This is a genomic window from Streptomyces sp. NPDC020299, assembly GCF_044387825.1.
In the GTDB taxonomy this organism is placed as follows: Bacteria; Actinomycetota; Actinomycetes; order Streptomycetales; family Streptomycetaceae; genus Streptomyces.
Genome location: NZ_JBIRWL010000026.1, coordinates 1 through 12,526 on the forward strand (window position 1 = coordinate 1; position 12,526 = coordinate 12,526).

A 12,526-nucleotide genomic window follows, 5' to 3' on the forward strand; every position below is an offset into this window, starting at 1 on the left:
ATGGTACTGCAGGGGGGACCCTGTGGGAGAGTAGGACACCGCCGAACAAATATTGAGAAAGCCCCCGCACTTCGGTGCGGGGGCTTTCTGCGTTTTCGGCACTGCTTTCCTGAATTTCTAGAAGGCCACATCCGCCGTTTCGACGGTCCCGCCCTCGCGGCCGGGCGCGCTGTGCCACTTCCAGTAGAGGTTGGTGTGGGCGATCACCTGCTCCGGTGCGGGAGCGCCGTACTCGGTGTTGTCCTCCGTGGTGTGGGCGTCGGCGACCAGCGTGGCGTCGTACCCACGGACGAGGGCGCCGTGCAGCGTCGAGCGGATACAGACGTCGGTCTGGGCACCGGTGACGACGAGCCGGCCTACCTTGCGCTCGGCCAGGGCGGCCTCGAGTTCGGTGTCCTCGAAGGAGTCCGGCCAGGACTTGTGGACGAGGGGCTCGGTGTCGTAGCGGGTCAGCCCCGCCACGTACTCCCAGCTGTCGCTACCGCGTTCGAGGTGTTCGTCGTTGTGCTGCACCCAGATCACCGGCACGTCCTCCGCACGTGCCTTGTCCAGCAGGGTGTTGATGTTGGCTATGACGGCGTCACGGCCGGGCGAGCCTGCCATCACGCCGTTCTGTACGTCGATGATGAGGAGTGCTGTGTGGGGCCGACCGAGCAGAGTCGTCATAGGGCTTCTCCCTGGTTCGCGTGTGCCTGTCGGCACGGAGCATGCACGGCAAAACAGTAGGACCTGCCACTGACATCGGTACTACGGTGGCTTGCATGACCACCATGACCAGCGGTGACTACGTGATCCGGGCGATTCGCGCCGACGAGTGGCCCGCCGCCAAGGCGCTGCGGTTGCTCGCGCTCCAGGATCCGGTCGCGCATCTCGCCTTCTTGGAGACGTACGACCAAGCCATGGCGAAGCCCGATTCCTTCTGGAAGGGGCGGGCTGAGGGAGCCGCGGAGGGCGCCACCGCGGCGCAGCAGATCATCGCCGAGGGGCGGGACGGGGAATGGGCCGGGACGTTGACCGTGCTGGTTGAGGAGGCAGGAACGAAGGACTGGGCCGGTCTTCCCGTGGAGCGGAGGCAGGCGCATGTCGTCGGAGTGTTCGTGCGGCCCGAGTGCCGAGGGATCGGCCTGACGGAAGTACTCTTCAACGCCGGCGTGGAGTGGGCCTGGGAGATGGGGGCCGAGCGCGTGCGGCTGATAGTTCACGAGGACAACGGGCGTGCCAAGAGGTTCTACGGCAAGGCCGGATTCGTACCCAGTGGGGTCGTCGTGCCGTTGGAGCAGACGCCCGGGGAGACCGAGTTGGAGTACGTCCTTGAGCGGGATGGAAGCTGACTGACGGGCTACACGGGCAACTCGTCGTGCGGCCAGCGGCTGCGGGCCTGTTCGCGGGAGCGGAGGAGGGCCAGGGCCGGCAGACCGTGGTCCGCTCCCGTGGACAGCAGGTCCGGGAGCCGCGGGAGCGGGGCCACGGCCGCGATGTCGTCCAGGACCAGGGTCAGTGGTGGGTCGAGCCGACCGGAGGATGACCGTTCGGCCATGTGCCGGCCGCGCTCGACCACGCTGGAGACGAGGGCCGTCAGGAGCGGCATCGCGCCGGGGTTGGTCCTGGGGTCCTCGATGGATTCACCGACCACATAAAGCGTGCCCCCTTCGTCGACGAAGGAATCCAAGGCGAGGGCATCAGTTCGGTTTGGAGTGCATGCTTCGCGGATGTTGACCGTGGAGAGCGCGGACAGGGCACGGCTCGTCAGTTCGTGGGCCATGTCCCGGCGTTCGGGATGCGAGGTGAGCGCGGCCTCCAGTTCGCCCGCGGCGCCGGGGGCCGCCTTGGGGTGGGTGCGCAGAGCGCGGACCGCGTCCTGGATCTGCGTGCCCTGGGCCCAGCGATGGACGTGGCGGATGCTGCGGCTGTCGAGGGCGGCGGCGTGGAGGTAGCTGCGCAGGAGGATCTCGGCGGTGTCGCTGACGGCCTGGTCCAGACGGGCGGTCGGCTTCACCGGGGCGAGCAGGGCGGCTGCCCGCTGGACCGCCGTCTGCTTGTCATGGCAGCCCGCGGCGGGGGACCAGTGCAGTCGGGCGGGGGTGTCGCAGAGGTGGGTGGGGTCGTAGAGGAGGACCGGGCCCAGTTTGGCTCTCGCGTCCTTGGTCTCCTGCCAGAGGCCGGCGTTGGACGTGACCACGATCAGGGGGCCCGCCGCGTCGCGGATGGCCTGGGCCGCCGTGGCCTGGCGGGTTGCCGGCGTGCCGTACAGCACCGCGCCTTCGGCGCGGTTCGTCTCCCAGCCGCCCACTCCTCCATCGCCTGCGAGGGGGACGGCCGTTTCCACAGGCTCCGGCTCACTACGAGGCGCAGGCACCTCGGGCAGCGGCTCGGGCGCCCGAACAGGTGCCGGTGCCGGCACATCTGCCGGCGCCGGGGAAGCCGCGCCCGTCGCCGCCGCAGCCTCCGTCCCGGCACCTGTCCCGGCACCCGCCCCGGCCTCCATCTCGTATCGCCGCCGGGCCCGCCCCGCCCGCCACCGCGCGACCGTCCCGATCACGAACACGGTCAGTACGAACAGCACCATCAGCTGCCCTATGAACAGCCCCCAGAACAGCCCGTACCCCGACAGCTGTGCCGCCGGGGTGTCCGGCCAGGCGCCCGTGATGTCGTGCGGATGGCCGATCAGGTGGCGCATGGCCACGGGGGTGCCGGTGAAGGTGACGCCGGACGGCCAGGCGCCGCCCGCGAACCAGCCCGCGAGGCCCGTGGCCGACCACACCAGCAGGGTCATGCCGAGCAGGAAGGCGAGGAGGCCGATCAGCAGGCCGTCCGGGATGCCGCCCTGGCCGTCCCGCCGACCGCGCCCGTCGTCGTATCGCCCGCCGTCGTATCGCCCGTGGTCGCGGCCGTCGGGTCTCACGCCGCCTCCCCTACGCCACCGTAGACTCCGACGACCCGTCCAGGTCGCCGATGTGCTGTTCCACGAAGGCCGCCGCCCGCTGTTCCGCCTCCAGTTCGGCGGCACGCAGGGCGTCGTCGGCGGCCAGGTCGAAGGACGACTCGGTCATCGCGCGGTCGGTGAAGACCAGCGGGCGTTCCGTCTCCGTCACCAGGTGCTTGACCACCTGGACGTTGCCGTTGACGTCCCAGACGGCGATGCCGGGGGTGAGGGTGGGGATGATCTCCACCGCCCATCTGGGCAGCCCCAGCACCCGGCCCGTGGCCCGCGCCTCGTCGGCCTTCTGGGCGTAGATCGTCCGTGTCGACGCCATCTTCAGGATCGCCGCGGCCTCCTTCGCCGCCGCTCCGTCCACCACGTCGGACAGATGGTGGACGACCGCGACGAAGGACAGGCCGAGCCGCCGGCCGAACTTCAGCAGCCGCTGGAACAGCTGGGCCACGAAGGGGCTGTTGATGATGTGCCAGGCCTCCTCGACCAGGAAGATGCGCTTCTTCCGGTCGGGGCGGATCCAGGTGTGCTCCAGCCACACGCCGACGATCGCCATCAGGATGGGCATGGCGATGGAGTTGCGGTCGATGTGGGAGAGGTCGAAGACGATCAGCGGGGCGTCCAGGTCGATGCCGACCGTGGTCGGGCCGTCGAACATGCCGCGCAGGTCACCGTCGACGAGCCGGTCCAGGACCAGAGCCACGTCCAGGCCCCAGGCCCGTACGTCGTCTATGGCGACGTTCATCGCCTCGGCGGACTCCGGTTCCGGGTGCCGTAGCTGCTCGACGATGTCGGTGAGCACGGGCTGGCGGTCGACGATCGTCTCGTTGACGTAGGCGTGCGCCACCTTCAGGGCGAAGCCGGAACGCTCGTCGAGGCCGTGCCCCATCGCGACCTCGATGATGGTCCGCAGCAGCGCCAGCTGACCCGTGGTCGTGATCGCGGGGTCCAGTGGGTTCAGGCGGATGCCGTGGTCCAGGGCCGCCGTCGGGTCCAGCCGGATCGGGGTTATCCCCAGCTCCTCCGCGACGAGGTTCCACTCGCCGACGCCGTCCTCGCCCTGTGCGTCCAGGACGACGACCTGGCGGTCGCGGAAGCGCAGCTGGCGCAGGACGTACGTCTTCTCCAGCGCCGACTTGCCGTTGCCGGACTCGCCGAGGACCAGCCAGTGCGGGGCGGGGAGCTGCTGGCCGTACAGCTGGAACGGGTCGTAGATGTAGCCCTTCCCGGAGTACACCTCGCGGCCGATGATGACGCCGGAGTCGCCGAGGCCGGGGGCGGCGGTCGGCAGGTAGACGGCCTGGGCCTGGCCCGTGGAGGTGCGCACCGGCATCCGGGTCGACTCGATCCTCCCGAACAGGAAGGACGTGAAGGCTTCCGTGATGGCGGACAGCGGGTCCCGCATCAGCGCATCAACTCCTACCTTCGGATTCCGGTGGCGAACGGGAGCGTGTTCACGAACGCGCGGTGGTGCTCGCGGTCGCACCATTCGAGCTTCAGGTACGACTTTCCGGCCGACGCCCTTATCGTGCGCTTGTCGCGGGCCAGCGCCTCGGGGGTGCGCGAGGAGACGGTGATGTAGCCGACCAGATTCACTCCGGCGGCGCCGCTGGCGAGGTCCTCACCGCGCTGGTCGAGGCGGCTGTGGGCGGCCACGTCGCGCGGGTCGACGGTCCGGTTCATCTTGGCGGCGCGGGAAGCCTCGGCCTCGTCGTTGGTCTTCTCCGTCAGCATGCGCTCGATGGCGATCTCGGTGGGTTCGAGGTCCATCGTCACGGCGACCGTGCGAATCACGTCCGGGGTGTGGACGAGGAGCGGCGCGAGGAAGTTCACGCCGACGGGCGTCATCGGCCATTCCTTGACCCAGGCCGTGGCATGGCACCAGGGCGCGCGGGTGGCGGACTCCCGGGTCTTGGCCTGGAGGTAGGTGGGCTCCATGGCGTCCAGTTCGGCCGGCCAGGCGTTGCGCCTGGTCATCGCCTGGATGTGGTCGATCGGGTGGTCCGGGTCGTACATGGAGTGGACGAGGGAGGCGAGACGTCCCTGCCCCAAGGGCTGGCGCACCCGGATGTCGGCCTCCTGGAGCCGCGAGCAGATGTCGGTGAGCTCACGCGCCATGACGACGGCGAGCCCCGCGTCCCGGTCCAGCTTCCGCCCGCCCTGCGGCCGGGCCGCCCGGGCCATGGCCTGTGCCTCGGAGGCCAGCTCGCGTGTGTAGTGCATGCAGGCGACGAGGTAGGCGCGGTGCTGCTCGCTGCTGGTGGACACCATGGACTGCAGCTGGTCGTACGACTGCTTGAGCCATCCCGGCGAACGGTCGTCCCCGCGCTGGGCGACGTCCTTGGCGTGGGCGTCGGGGTCGGCGGGCAGGGTGCGGGCGAGCATCTGCAGGCGGGTGACGAAGCCGTCGCCGTTCGCCACGTGCTTCAGCAGTGTGCCGAACCGGTCGACCAGGGCCTCCTGGTCCTCGGAGTCGCGCAGGCCGACACCCGGGCCCTCGATCTCGATGGCCGCGGTGACGGTCTTGCGGTCGGCGTGCAGCAGTACGGCGATCTCGTCCGGCCCGAAGGGCGCGGCCAGCCAGGTGATGCGGCCGATGCCGGGCGGCGGCCCGATCTCGACCTCACGGCCGTCCATGCGGGTACCGGCCTCCATGACGTCGGAGCGGTAGACGGCACTCCGCTTGACGGTGCGCTTGAAGCTGCGGTTGATCTCGAACCACTTGTAGAAGGTGCGGCGCTTGTACGGCACGTACACCGCCGCCAGCGCCAGCATCGGGAAGCCCGTCAGCAGCACGATCCGCAGGGACAGGACCGGGACGAGGAGGCCGCACATCATGCCGAGGAACGCGCCCGCGATGATCAGCGCGATCTCGCCGGACTCGCGGTTCCGGCCGATGATCCCGTTCGGCCGGGCGCGGCCGATCAGATACGTACGGCGGGGCGTGATCGGATGGGACATGTGGGACTCGGTCGTCAACGCCCTTCACCTCCCGAGCGGTTGCTGTTGCGGGTGTTGCTGGCGTGCGGGGTGTTGGCCGGGCTGGGAGCGCGCGGCGCGGGCGCGGCGCCGCCGCCCCCGCTCGGGGTGCGGCTGCTGTGCGCGGCGACTCCGCCGGAGGCCGGGTTGGCCGGGCGGGGGGCGCCGGACGACTGGCCGCCGCCTCCGGTGTTGTCGGCGCGGGTGCTGTGCGTCTTGATGCCCTGCGCGACCAGGGTCGCCGGGGAGCTGATGACCGCGGCGGCCTTGCCCTCGGCGCCCTGCATGATGCGGTTGTTGCGGCCGCTCGCGATCTCGTCGCCGAAGCCGGGGACGAAGCGGTAGATCATCGCGCTCGCGAAGATGGCGAGCAGGATGATGGCGAGGCCGGACACGACGGCGGAGAAGGAGTCCGGGCCGTTGTCGCCGGACAGCGCCCCGGCCAGGCCCAGCACTATCACGATGACGGGTTTGACCAGGATGACGGCGATCATGATCCCGGCCCAGCGGCGGACGTGTCCCCACAGGTTCTTGTCCACCAGGCCCGCGTAGACGACGGTGCCGAGGAGGGCGCCGACGTAGAGCAGGGCGGCGCGGATCACCAGCTCCAGCCAGAGGACGCCGGCGGCGAGAATGCTGACCAGCGACACCACGATCAGCATGATCGGGCCGCCGCCGATGTCGTTGCCCTTGTTCAACGCGCCGGAGAACGTGCCGAAGAACGTGTCGGTCTGGTCTCCGGTCGCCTTGGCCAGTACGTCCGTGACTCCGTCGGTGGCGGATACCACCGTGTACAGGATCAGCGGTGTGAACGCGGAGGCCAGCACCGTCAGCCAGAGGAACCCGACGGCTTCCGACAGGGCGGTGGTCATGGGCACGCCGCGTACGGCTCGCTTGGCCACGGCCAGCAGCCACAGCAGCAGCGTGAGGATCGTCGACGCCGCGAAGACGACCGCGTACTGCTTCAGGAACTTCTCGTTCGTGAAGTCGACGTTCGCCGTCTCCTTCACCGCGTCACTGAGCTTGCCGATGGTCCACGACGCGGCGTCGGCGCAGCCCTTGGCGAGGGAGGCGAGGGGGTCGAGGGTGTCGGAGAGGGGGTCGTTGCTGGTTAGGCCGGATTTGCCGCCGGAGCCGCTGCTGCCTTTTTCGCAGTAGTCCTTGGCCGGCCCGTGGATCAGGTCGCACGGGTCATTGCTCTTGGACGGCGACGGACTGGGTGCCGCGAAGGCACGGCCGGCCATGAGGACTGCCGCCGTCTGCACGGCCGTAATGGCGGCGGTCAGCTTGAGTACGCGGCTAGCGGGCATAGGTGAAGCCTCCGTACTCCTCGACTGCCTTCGCCATGTCATCAGCGCTGGAGGCCTTGTCGTCACCGGGGACGGGCGCCGGGCCTTCCTTCTGGGAGTGCGTCACGATCTTCCAGTCACCACCGGACCATTCCAGCTTCATGGTGATGGTGAACCAACTGTTGGTGACCGGGTTGGTGGAGTTGTCGCCCGCGAGCCCGAGCAGCCCGCTGCACCAGACCTCGACGGTAGCGTTGCTGGTGGTGAACTCGGTGACCTTGGTGCCGATCGGGCTTGTGCGGGAGACGAACGTGTAGCCCTTCGGGGCGGTGCCGTCGTCGTTCAGGCCGACACTCCTGCTGAACGCGGGCGTGTACGCCTGGTCGAGGGACGTCTCGAAGCTGGTGACACGGGATGGCGTGATGATGGTCTGCAGGATGGCGTCGCGCTGCGTCTTGCTGAACATCTCGGCCGAGCCCAGTGCAACGGAATAGTTGGCCGCCGCACTCTCCGCCCCCTGCTGATCCCGCGAGAACCCCGTAGGAATCCCCCCGGCCTTCGAAGTGACCGGCTTCGTGCCGCTCGCCGCCGTCGCCGCCGTCTTCGGCTTGTTCCCGGAACCGTTGTCGTCGCCGGAGGCACTGTCATCGCCCCGGTTCGCGAAGGCGATCGCCGCGATGAGGAGGACGACGACGCCGACCACCGTGACCAGGCTCCGGGAGGATGACCGACCGCCTCGGCGGGCCCCACCGTAGGGGTCGCCGCCCCGTTCGGGCAGCCGGGTTCTGGTCTCGCCCGCGCCGCCGTAATCCTGCTCGTCTCCGAGACTCATGCCGCGTACGCCCCCTCGACCTCGTACCGGAACGCGTAGATGTACGACGGTAGCCGTGCTGGCTCCCGCGCGGGCGCGGTGTGGTGACTCGACATCAGGGAAACGCAACCTCAGCCGGTGGGCACGACGGGCGGGTGGGGTGGTGGGGGCCGGGCGTGCCCGGAGGACTGGAGGAGTGGGGGGACCGCTACACGGCCATGCCGTACACGATGGTGAACAGCGTGCCCAGGGAGCCGATGATGAAGACTCCCGTCAGACCGGCGATGATGAGGCCTTTGCCCTGTTCGGCGCTGAAGGTGTCCCGGAGGGCCGTCGCGCCGATGCGCTGTTTGGCCGCACCCCAGACGGCGATGCCGAGGCAGAGCAGGATGGCGACGGCCATCACCACCTCGATCATCACCTTCGCTTCGTTGCCGAGGCTGCCGAAGGGCCCCCAGTCCGGAGCGATTCCGCCGATGATGGTGTTGATGTCTCCCTTGTCGGCCGCAAAGAACACGTAAGTCACCGCCCCTGGTGGGTATTTCCGCAGTCCCCCTGCGGTGTGCAGAGGTCAGGCCTCATTGTCGCCGACGATGGCGCCGCCGTATGTCGACTTGGCGTCATTGAATGGCGGGTTTCGCACGAGTGGACCGTACGGTCACTCTGTGTATCACGGCAGGTCACGCCGGGCAATGAGGCCTGAGCGGAACCTGTCGTGTGGTTCCGTCGTTGTGCTCCTCTATGACCCCGTGCGCTTTCTGACGGCTGGTCGGATGAGGTGCCGTCACGATGGTCTCACGACGAAGGGGCCCCGGCGATTGCCGAGACCCCTTCGGTAAGAGAAACGGGTCACGGCCGGCTGCCGTGACCCGTCCTCTTTGCGTGCCGCCGAGGGGACCCCACGTCCCCCTCACCGTGGCGGCTCCCCGTGACCCGACGGGGAGGTCAATCCCTGGTGCTCACCCGGTGAAGGCGTCCGTGCCCTGCGGGGTGCCCCAGCCGGTCGGGCCGTCGTAGCCGGACCCGGCGGTGCACAGGTAGGTCGCACTGGAGGAGCAGCTGCCGTTGCTGCCGCTGGTCACGTCGTTGAGGGCCGAGGTGCCGGCCGACTCGTACGGGTACTCGGCGGGGTAGTCGCCGCTGCCCGGGGTGCCCGCGAGGGCGTAGACGCCCGCGATGATCGGGGCGGAGGCGCTGGTGCCGCCGAAGGTGTACCAGCCGGCGGTGACCCCGTAGGAGTCGTAGACCGAGACGCCGGTCGCCGGGTCGGCGACGGCCGAGATGTCGGCGATGGTGCGCTTGGCGCAGCCGGTGTCGGTCTGCCAGCTGGGCTTGGTGTCGTAGGAGGAGCAGCCCGATCCGGTGCCCTCGGTGCTGCTGGTGTTCCAGACGCTCTCGGTCCAGCCGCGGGAGTTGGAGGAGGTCGACAGGGCGGTGCCGCCGACGGCGGTGACGTACTGGGAGGCGGCCGGGTACTCCGCGCCGTAGCCCTCGTCACCGGCGGAGACCGTGATCGCGACACCGGGGTGCTTGTAGTACTTGGTGTCGTAGGTCGAGTCGGAGGAGGACTCCGAGCCGCCGTAGCTGTTGGAGACGTACTTCGCGCCGAGGGCGACCGCCTCGTTCACCGCGGTGCCGAGGTTGGCGGTGGTGGCGGACTTGGCCTCGACGAGCGTGATGTCGCACTGCGGGCAGACGGCGGAGGCCATGTCCAGGTCGAGCGATTCCTCCTCGGCCCAGCCGCTGTCGGCGGTGGGGAGGGAGGCCGTGGAGCCGGTCTGGCTGACCTTCTTGAAGCAGCCGTTGGACGTGGTGCAGGCGCTCAGGCCGTAGTACGAGCGGTACTTCGCGAGGTCGGCCTCGGCGTTCGGGTCGTCGTAGGCGTCGACGATCGCGATGGTCTCGCCGGAGCCGTTCGAGGCGGCGGCGTCGGTCAGGCCGTAGGCGTCCTGGAGGTCGCTGGGGCCGAATCCGGTGGGGCTGGCGGCGGCGGCCTTCGGCGTGACCCTGGCGGCCTTGCCGGACTCCTTGGCCTGCGCTTTCTGGAAGGCGGTGGTTCCGCCGGTCACCCGGAAGGAGTCGCAGGCCAGCTCGCCCTTGTGCTTGGGCGTGGCGCAGGGGGTGGCGGCCCACGTCACCTTTGAGGAGACGGCCTTTGAAGATGCGTCCGTGGTGGTGGCGGCGTTCGCCTGGGCCGCGGTGCCGAGACCGGCGAACAGAAGTGCCGCGGTGGCGGCGCCGGCAGCACCGGCTCGGCGCCATCTGCCGGGTATGTGGGGGGAGTCGGGGGTGGTCGTACGCAACGTACAGCCTCCTGGGAAGGGGGGGACAGAGGCCTGCGGGTGGGGGGCCACCGGTGTGCTCACCGGTGGGGGCGGCGGCCCGCGACGACGATGTCTTGTTGAGTACGCGACAACAAGACGGGTGGCGGAATCCTGACTCCCGCGTTACTGAAACGGAGGCCGGGCTTACGGATCATTTGCGGGCGGATGGCACCGGGGTGGGGGCGGCTTGACCCCGCGCACAGCCCGGTCACAGCCTGGTTCCGGGGGCTGTCTACGCCGGTTGCGACGGCCCGTTCTCCACTCCCTCCACGAAGTGGTCGAACTCGCCCGCTTGCACGCCGAGCACGAAGGCGTCCCACTTGCGCCGGTTCGTGGTGACCACGTTCTCCGGGTCGCTCGTCTCCCGGATGTAGACGGGTGCCTCTCCGTCGTCCCCCTCGCCGAAGGCGATCTCGATCCAGGGCCCGGGCCCGGTCGCCTCCGGCGGGGCGGCGCGTTCCCAGGTGAGATCCGGGGGGAGGTCAGGCATGGTGTGACTCCTTCTTGAGGGCGGCGAGCAAGGCGCCGAAGGCGGTCGGGGTGGTGGTGAGGATCGCGGGGGTGGGGGCGGCCGATTCGGTGAGGTGGATCGCGTCGGGGTGGGGGGTGGGGGTGGTGGCTATGTGGATGCAGGAGTTGCCCTGGGCGCAGTAGGACGACTTCTGCCACATGAGTTCAGGCATCTTCGGTTCCCTCACAGGTCCTGGATCACTTTGCGGATGAAGTCCCGCGACTTCTCGGGTGAAAGTGCGCTGGCCTCCATGCGGTCGAGGAGGACCCGGTACTTGTCGAGCTGGGCTTCGGAGTCGAGGAACACCGGGCCGTGGGATTGGTCGAGGTTGACGGTGTCGAGCTGGGGAACGGGCCCCATGGAGTAATAAATGGACTGTCCCGAGCCCGGGAAGGTGCCGGCATCGAACGGAATCACGAGGACGGTGACATGGTCCCGTCCGCTCGTGTCCAGTAGGTGCTGAAGCTGCGCTCGCGTCACCGATGGCCCGCCGAACTGCATACGCAGGGCGGCCTCATGAATGATCGCGTGATGGGGAGTCGGTCGGTCGCGATAGAGCACCGCCTGGCGTTTGATACGGAACGAGATCCGGTGCTCGATGTCCGGCGGTGACATCTCCGGCACGTCCTGGCGGAAGATCTCGCGGGCGTAGTCCGTCGTCTGGAACAGGCCCGGAATGTGGATCGCCACCGCTGTGCGCAACCCGGTGGCGTGATGCTCGACCTCGGCGAGGTCGAGGAGTACGGCCGGCAGAAGCCCCCGGTACTCCTCCCACCACCCGCGCGTCCGCTCGATCGCCATATCGCTGAGAGCCTCGATCAGAGCCTTGTCGCCGCAGTCGTAGTGGCAGGCCAGAGTGCGCACTCGCTCGGGGCTGACACCAGCGCGTCCGGCCTCGACATTGCTGATCTGGTTCTGCTGCACGCCGAGGAGTCGACTCGCCCGAGTCGAGGTCAGGCCGGCGCGCTCGCGGAGTTTGCGCAGCTCAGTACCCAAACGGAGTTGGCGGCCCGTCGGGTTGTTTCTCACGGGTGTCCCGCCTTCCTCGTCACCCACACGGGTGGCAAATCAGCACTTTTACGAGAACCGTCTAAGAACTTTCCATCCGATCGCTACCTTACAACTGGGCCTCTCGCTCAGAAGCGCACCGTCCGACGGGACGGCAGGACACTGAGCTTCCAGTCAACTTCCCTCAGTGATCGGAAACTTCCATGGCCACCGTATCCCCGCCCTGGACCTACACCCTCCAACTCCCGCACGATCCACGCGCCCCGGGTATCGCGCGCGCGACTCTCCGGACGGTCCTGGCCGCCCACGACCTGTCCGCGCTCACCCCCACCGCCGAGCTCCTCGCGGCAGAGCTCCTCACCAACGCCCACCGGCACACCCGGGGGCCCTACGCGCTCCGTCTCCTCTCGACAGAACCGGGAGGGGTACGCGTGGCGGTCTGGGACAGCGACCCCCGGGTCCCGCCGGGCTTCGAGGCCGAGGGCGGTCCGGCCGTCGCACCGCCGCTCGACGCCGAAGGCGGGCGCGGGCTGCACCTCGTCCGGGCCTGTGCGGACTCGTGGGGGGCCTCCGTACTCCGGGAGTTGGGGGCTTCGAGGGGCGGAAAGCTTTTGTGGGCCGACTGCCAGGGGTAAGCGCGTCACAGTCAAATCTCAGATAAGGCGGGTATGA

General features: G+C 69.1%; 13 protein-coding genes. 2 read left to right on the forward strand and 11 right to left on the reverse strand.

Annotation, left to right across the window (positions count from 1 at the left end; genetic code table 11):
• Window positions 1-117: 117 nt before the first annotated feature.
• Window positions 118-666, reverse strand: a complete 549-nt coding sequence (locus ACH45E_RS40685; protein WP_361454334.1) for a cysteine hydrolase family protein — start codon at window positions 664-666, stop codon at window positions 118-120.
• Window positions 667-761: 95 nt separating this feature from the next.
• Between ACH45E_RS40685 and ACH45E_RS40690 the strand changes: the two genes are divergently transcribed.
• The gene (locus ACH45E_RS40690; protein WP_361454331.1) at window positions 762-1,331 is read left to right on the forward strand and encodes a GNAT family N-acetyltransferase; all 570 of its coding nucleotides are present in this window, start codon (window positions 762-764) and stop codon (window positions 1,329-1,331) included.
• An 8-nt stretch (window positions 1,332-1,339) separates the two neighbouring features.
• Here the strand turns inward: ACH45E_RS40690 and ACH45E_RS40695 are convergent, their stop codons facing one another.
• The 10 genes from ACH45E_RS40695 to ACH45E_RS40740 form a co-directional block, all read right to left on the reverse strand.
• On the reverse strand, window positions 1,340-2,902 hold the full coding sequence (locus ACH45E_RS40695; RefSeq protein ID WP_361454328.1) for a type IV secretory system conjugative DNA transfer family protein: 1,563 nt from the start codon (window positions 2,900-2,902) through the stop codon (window positions 1,340-1,342).
• A gap of 10 nt (window positions 2,903-2,912) precedes the next feature.
• Window positions 2,913-4,337, reverse strand: a complete 1,425-nt coding sequence (locus ACH45E_RS40700; protein WP_361454325.1) for an ATP-binding protein — start codon at window positions 4,335-4,337, stop codon at window positions 2,913-2,915.
• Window positions 4,338-4,351: 14 nt separating this feature from the next.
• Complete coding sequence (locus ACH45E_RS40705; RefSeq protein WP_399042600.1) at window positions 4,352-5,893, reverse strand: SCO6880 family protein; 1,542 nt, start codon at window positions 5,891-5,893, stop codon at window positions 4,352-4,354.
• A gap of 14 nt (window positions 5,894-5,907) precedes the next feature.
• On the reverse strand, window positions 5,908-7,221 hold the full coding sequence (locus tag ACH45E_RS40710; RefSeq protein ID WP_361454319.1) for a hypothetical protein: 1,314 nt from the start codon (window positions 7,219-7,221) through the stop codon (window positions 5,908-5,910).
• On the reverse strand, window positions 7,211-8,032 hold the full coding sequence (locus ACH45E_RS40715; RefSeq protein ID WP_361454316.1) for a hypothetical protein: 822 nt from the start codon (window positions 8,030-8,032) through the stop codon (window positions 7,211-7,213). Before ACH45E_RS40715 ends, ACH45E_RS40710 begins: the two co-directional genes overlap by 11 nt.
• 187 nt (window positions 8,033-8,219) lie before the next feature.
• Window positions 8,220-8,528, reverse strand: coding sequence for a hypothetical protein (locus tag ACH45E_RS40720; RefSeq protein WP_355155411.1), 309 nt, complete (start codon window positions 8,526-8,528; stop codon window positions 8,220-8,222).
• Window positions 8,529-8,970: 442 nt separating this feature from the next.
• Window positions 8,971-10,314, reverse strand: coding sequence for a S53 family peptidase (locus tag ACH45E_RS40725; protein WP_361454313.1), 1,344 nt, complete (start codon window positions 10,312-10,314; stop codon window positions 8,971-8,973).
• Window positions 10,315-10,567: 253 nt separating this feature from the next.
• A complete protein-coding gene (locus tag ACH45E_RS40730; protein ID WP_361454310.1) occupies window positions 10,568-10,825 on the reverse strand; it encodes a DUF397 domain-containing protein in 258 nt (85 codons plus the stop codon).
• Window positions 10,818-11,018 (reverse strand): DUF397 domain-containing protein, encoded by a 201-nt coding sequence (locus tag ACH45E_RS40735; RefSeq protein ID WP_361454307.1) that lies wholly within the window; start codon window positions 11,016-11,018, stop codon window positions 10,818-10,820. The genes ACH45E_RS40730 and ACH45E_RS40735 overlap by 8 nt, the downstream gene beginning before the upstream one ends.
• An 11-nt stretch (window positions 11,019-11,029) precedes the next feature.
• Window positions 11,030-11,875 carry a helix-turn-helix transcriptional regulator gene (locus ACH45E_RS40740; protein WP_361454304.1) on the reverse strand — a complete coding sequence of 282 codons (846 nt, stop codon included), beginning with the start codon at window positions 11,873-11,875 and terminating at the stop codon, window positions 11,030-11,032.
• Window positions 11,876-12,057: 182 nt separating this feature from the next.
• On the opposite strand from ACH45E_RS40740, the gene ACH45E_RS40745 reads away from it, so the two are divergent.
• Window positions 12,058-12,489: an ATP-binding protein gene (locus tag ACH45E_RS40745; protein ID WP_361454301.1), complete on the forward strand. Its 432-nt coding sequence runs from the start codon at window positions 12,058-12,060 to the stop codon at window positions 12,487-12,489.
• The last annotated feature ends 37 nt before the right edge of the window (window positions 12,490-12,526 follow it).

Bases quoted from the DNA above. Each gene is read 5' to 3' on its own strand.
- ACH45E_RS40735 (WP_361454307.1), bottom strand. From the start codon at position 11,018: ATGCCTGAACTCATGTGGCAGAAGTCGTCCTACTGCGCCCAGGGCAAC.
- ACH45E_RS40685 (WP_361454334.1), bottom strand. From the start codon at position 666: ATGACGACTCTGCTCGGTCGGCCCCACACAGCACTCCTCATCATCGAC.
- ACH45E_RS40710 (WP_361454319.1), bottom strand. From the start codon at position 7,221: ATGCCCGCTAGCCGCGTACTCAAGCTGACCGCCGCCATTACGGCCGTG.
- ACH45E_RS40690 (WP_361454331.1), top strand. From the start codon at position 762: ATGACCACCATGACCAGCGGTGACTACGTGATCCGGGCGATTCGCGCC.
- ACH45E_RS40705 (WP_399042600.1), bottom strand. From the start codon at position 5,893: ATGTCCCATCCGATCACGCCCCGCCGTACGTATCTGATCGGCCGCGCC.
- ACH45E_RS40700 (WP_361454325.1), bottom strand. From the start codon at position 4,337: ATGCGGGACCCGCTGTCCGCCATCACGGAAGCCTTCACGTCCTTCCTG.
- ACH45E_RS40730 (WP_361454310.1), bottom strand. From the start codon at position 10,825: ATGCCTGACCTCCCCCCGGATCTCACCTGGGAACGCGCCGCCCCGCCG.
- ACH45E_RS40715 (WP_361454316.1), bottom strand. From the start codon at position 8,032: ATGAGTCTCGGAGACGAGCAGGATTACGGCGGCGCGGGCGAGACCAGA.
- ACH45E_RS40745 (WP_361454301.1), top strand. From the start codon at position 12,058: ATGGCCACCGTATCCCCGCCCTGGACCTACACCCTCCAACTCCCGCAC.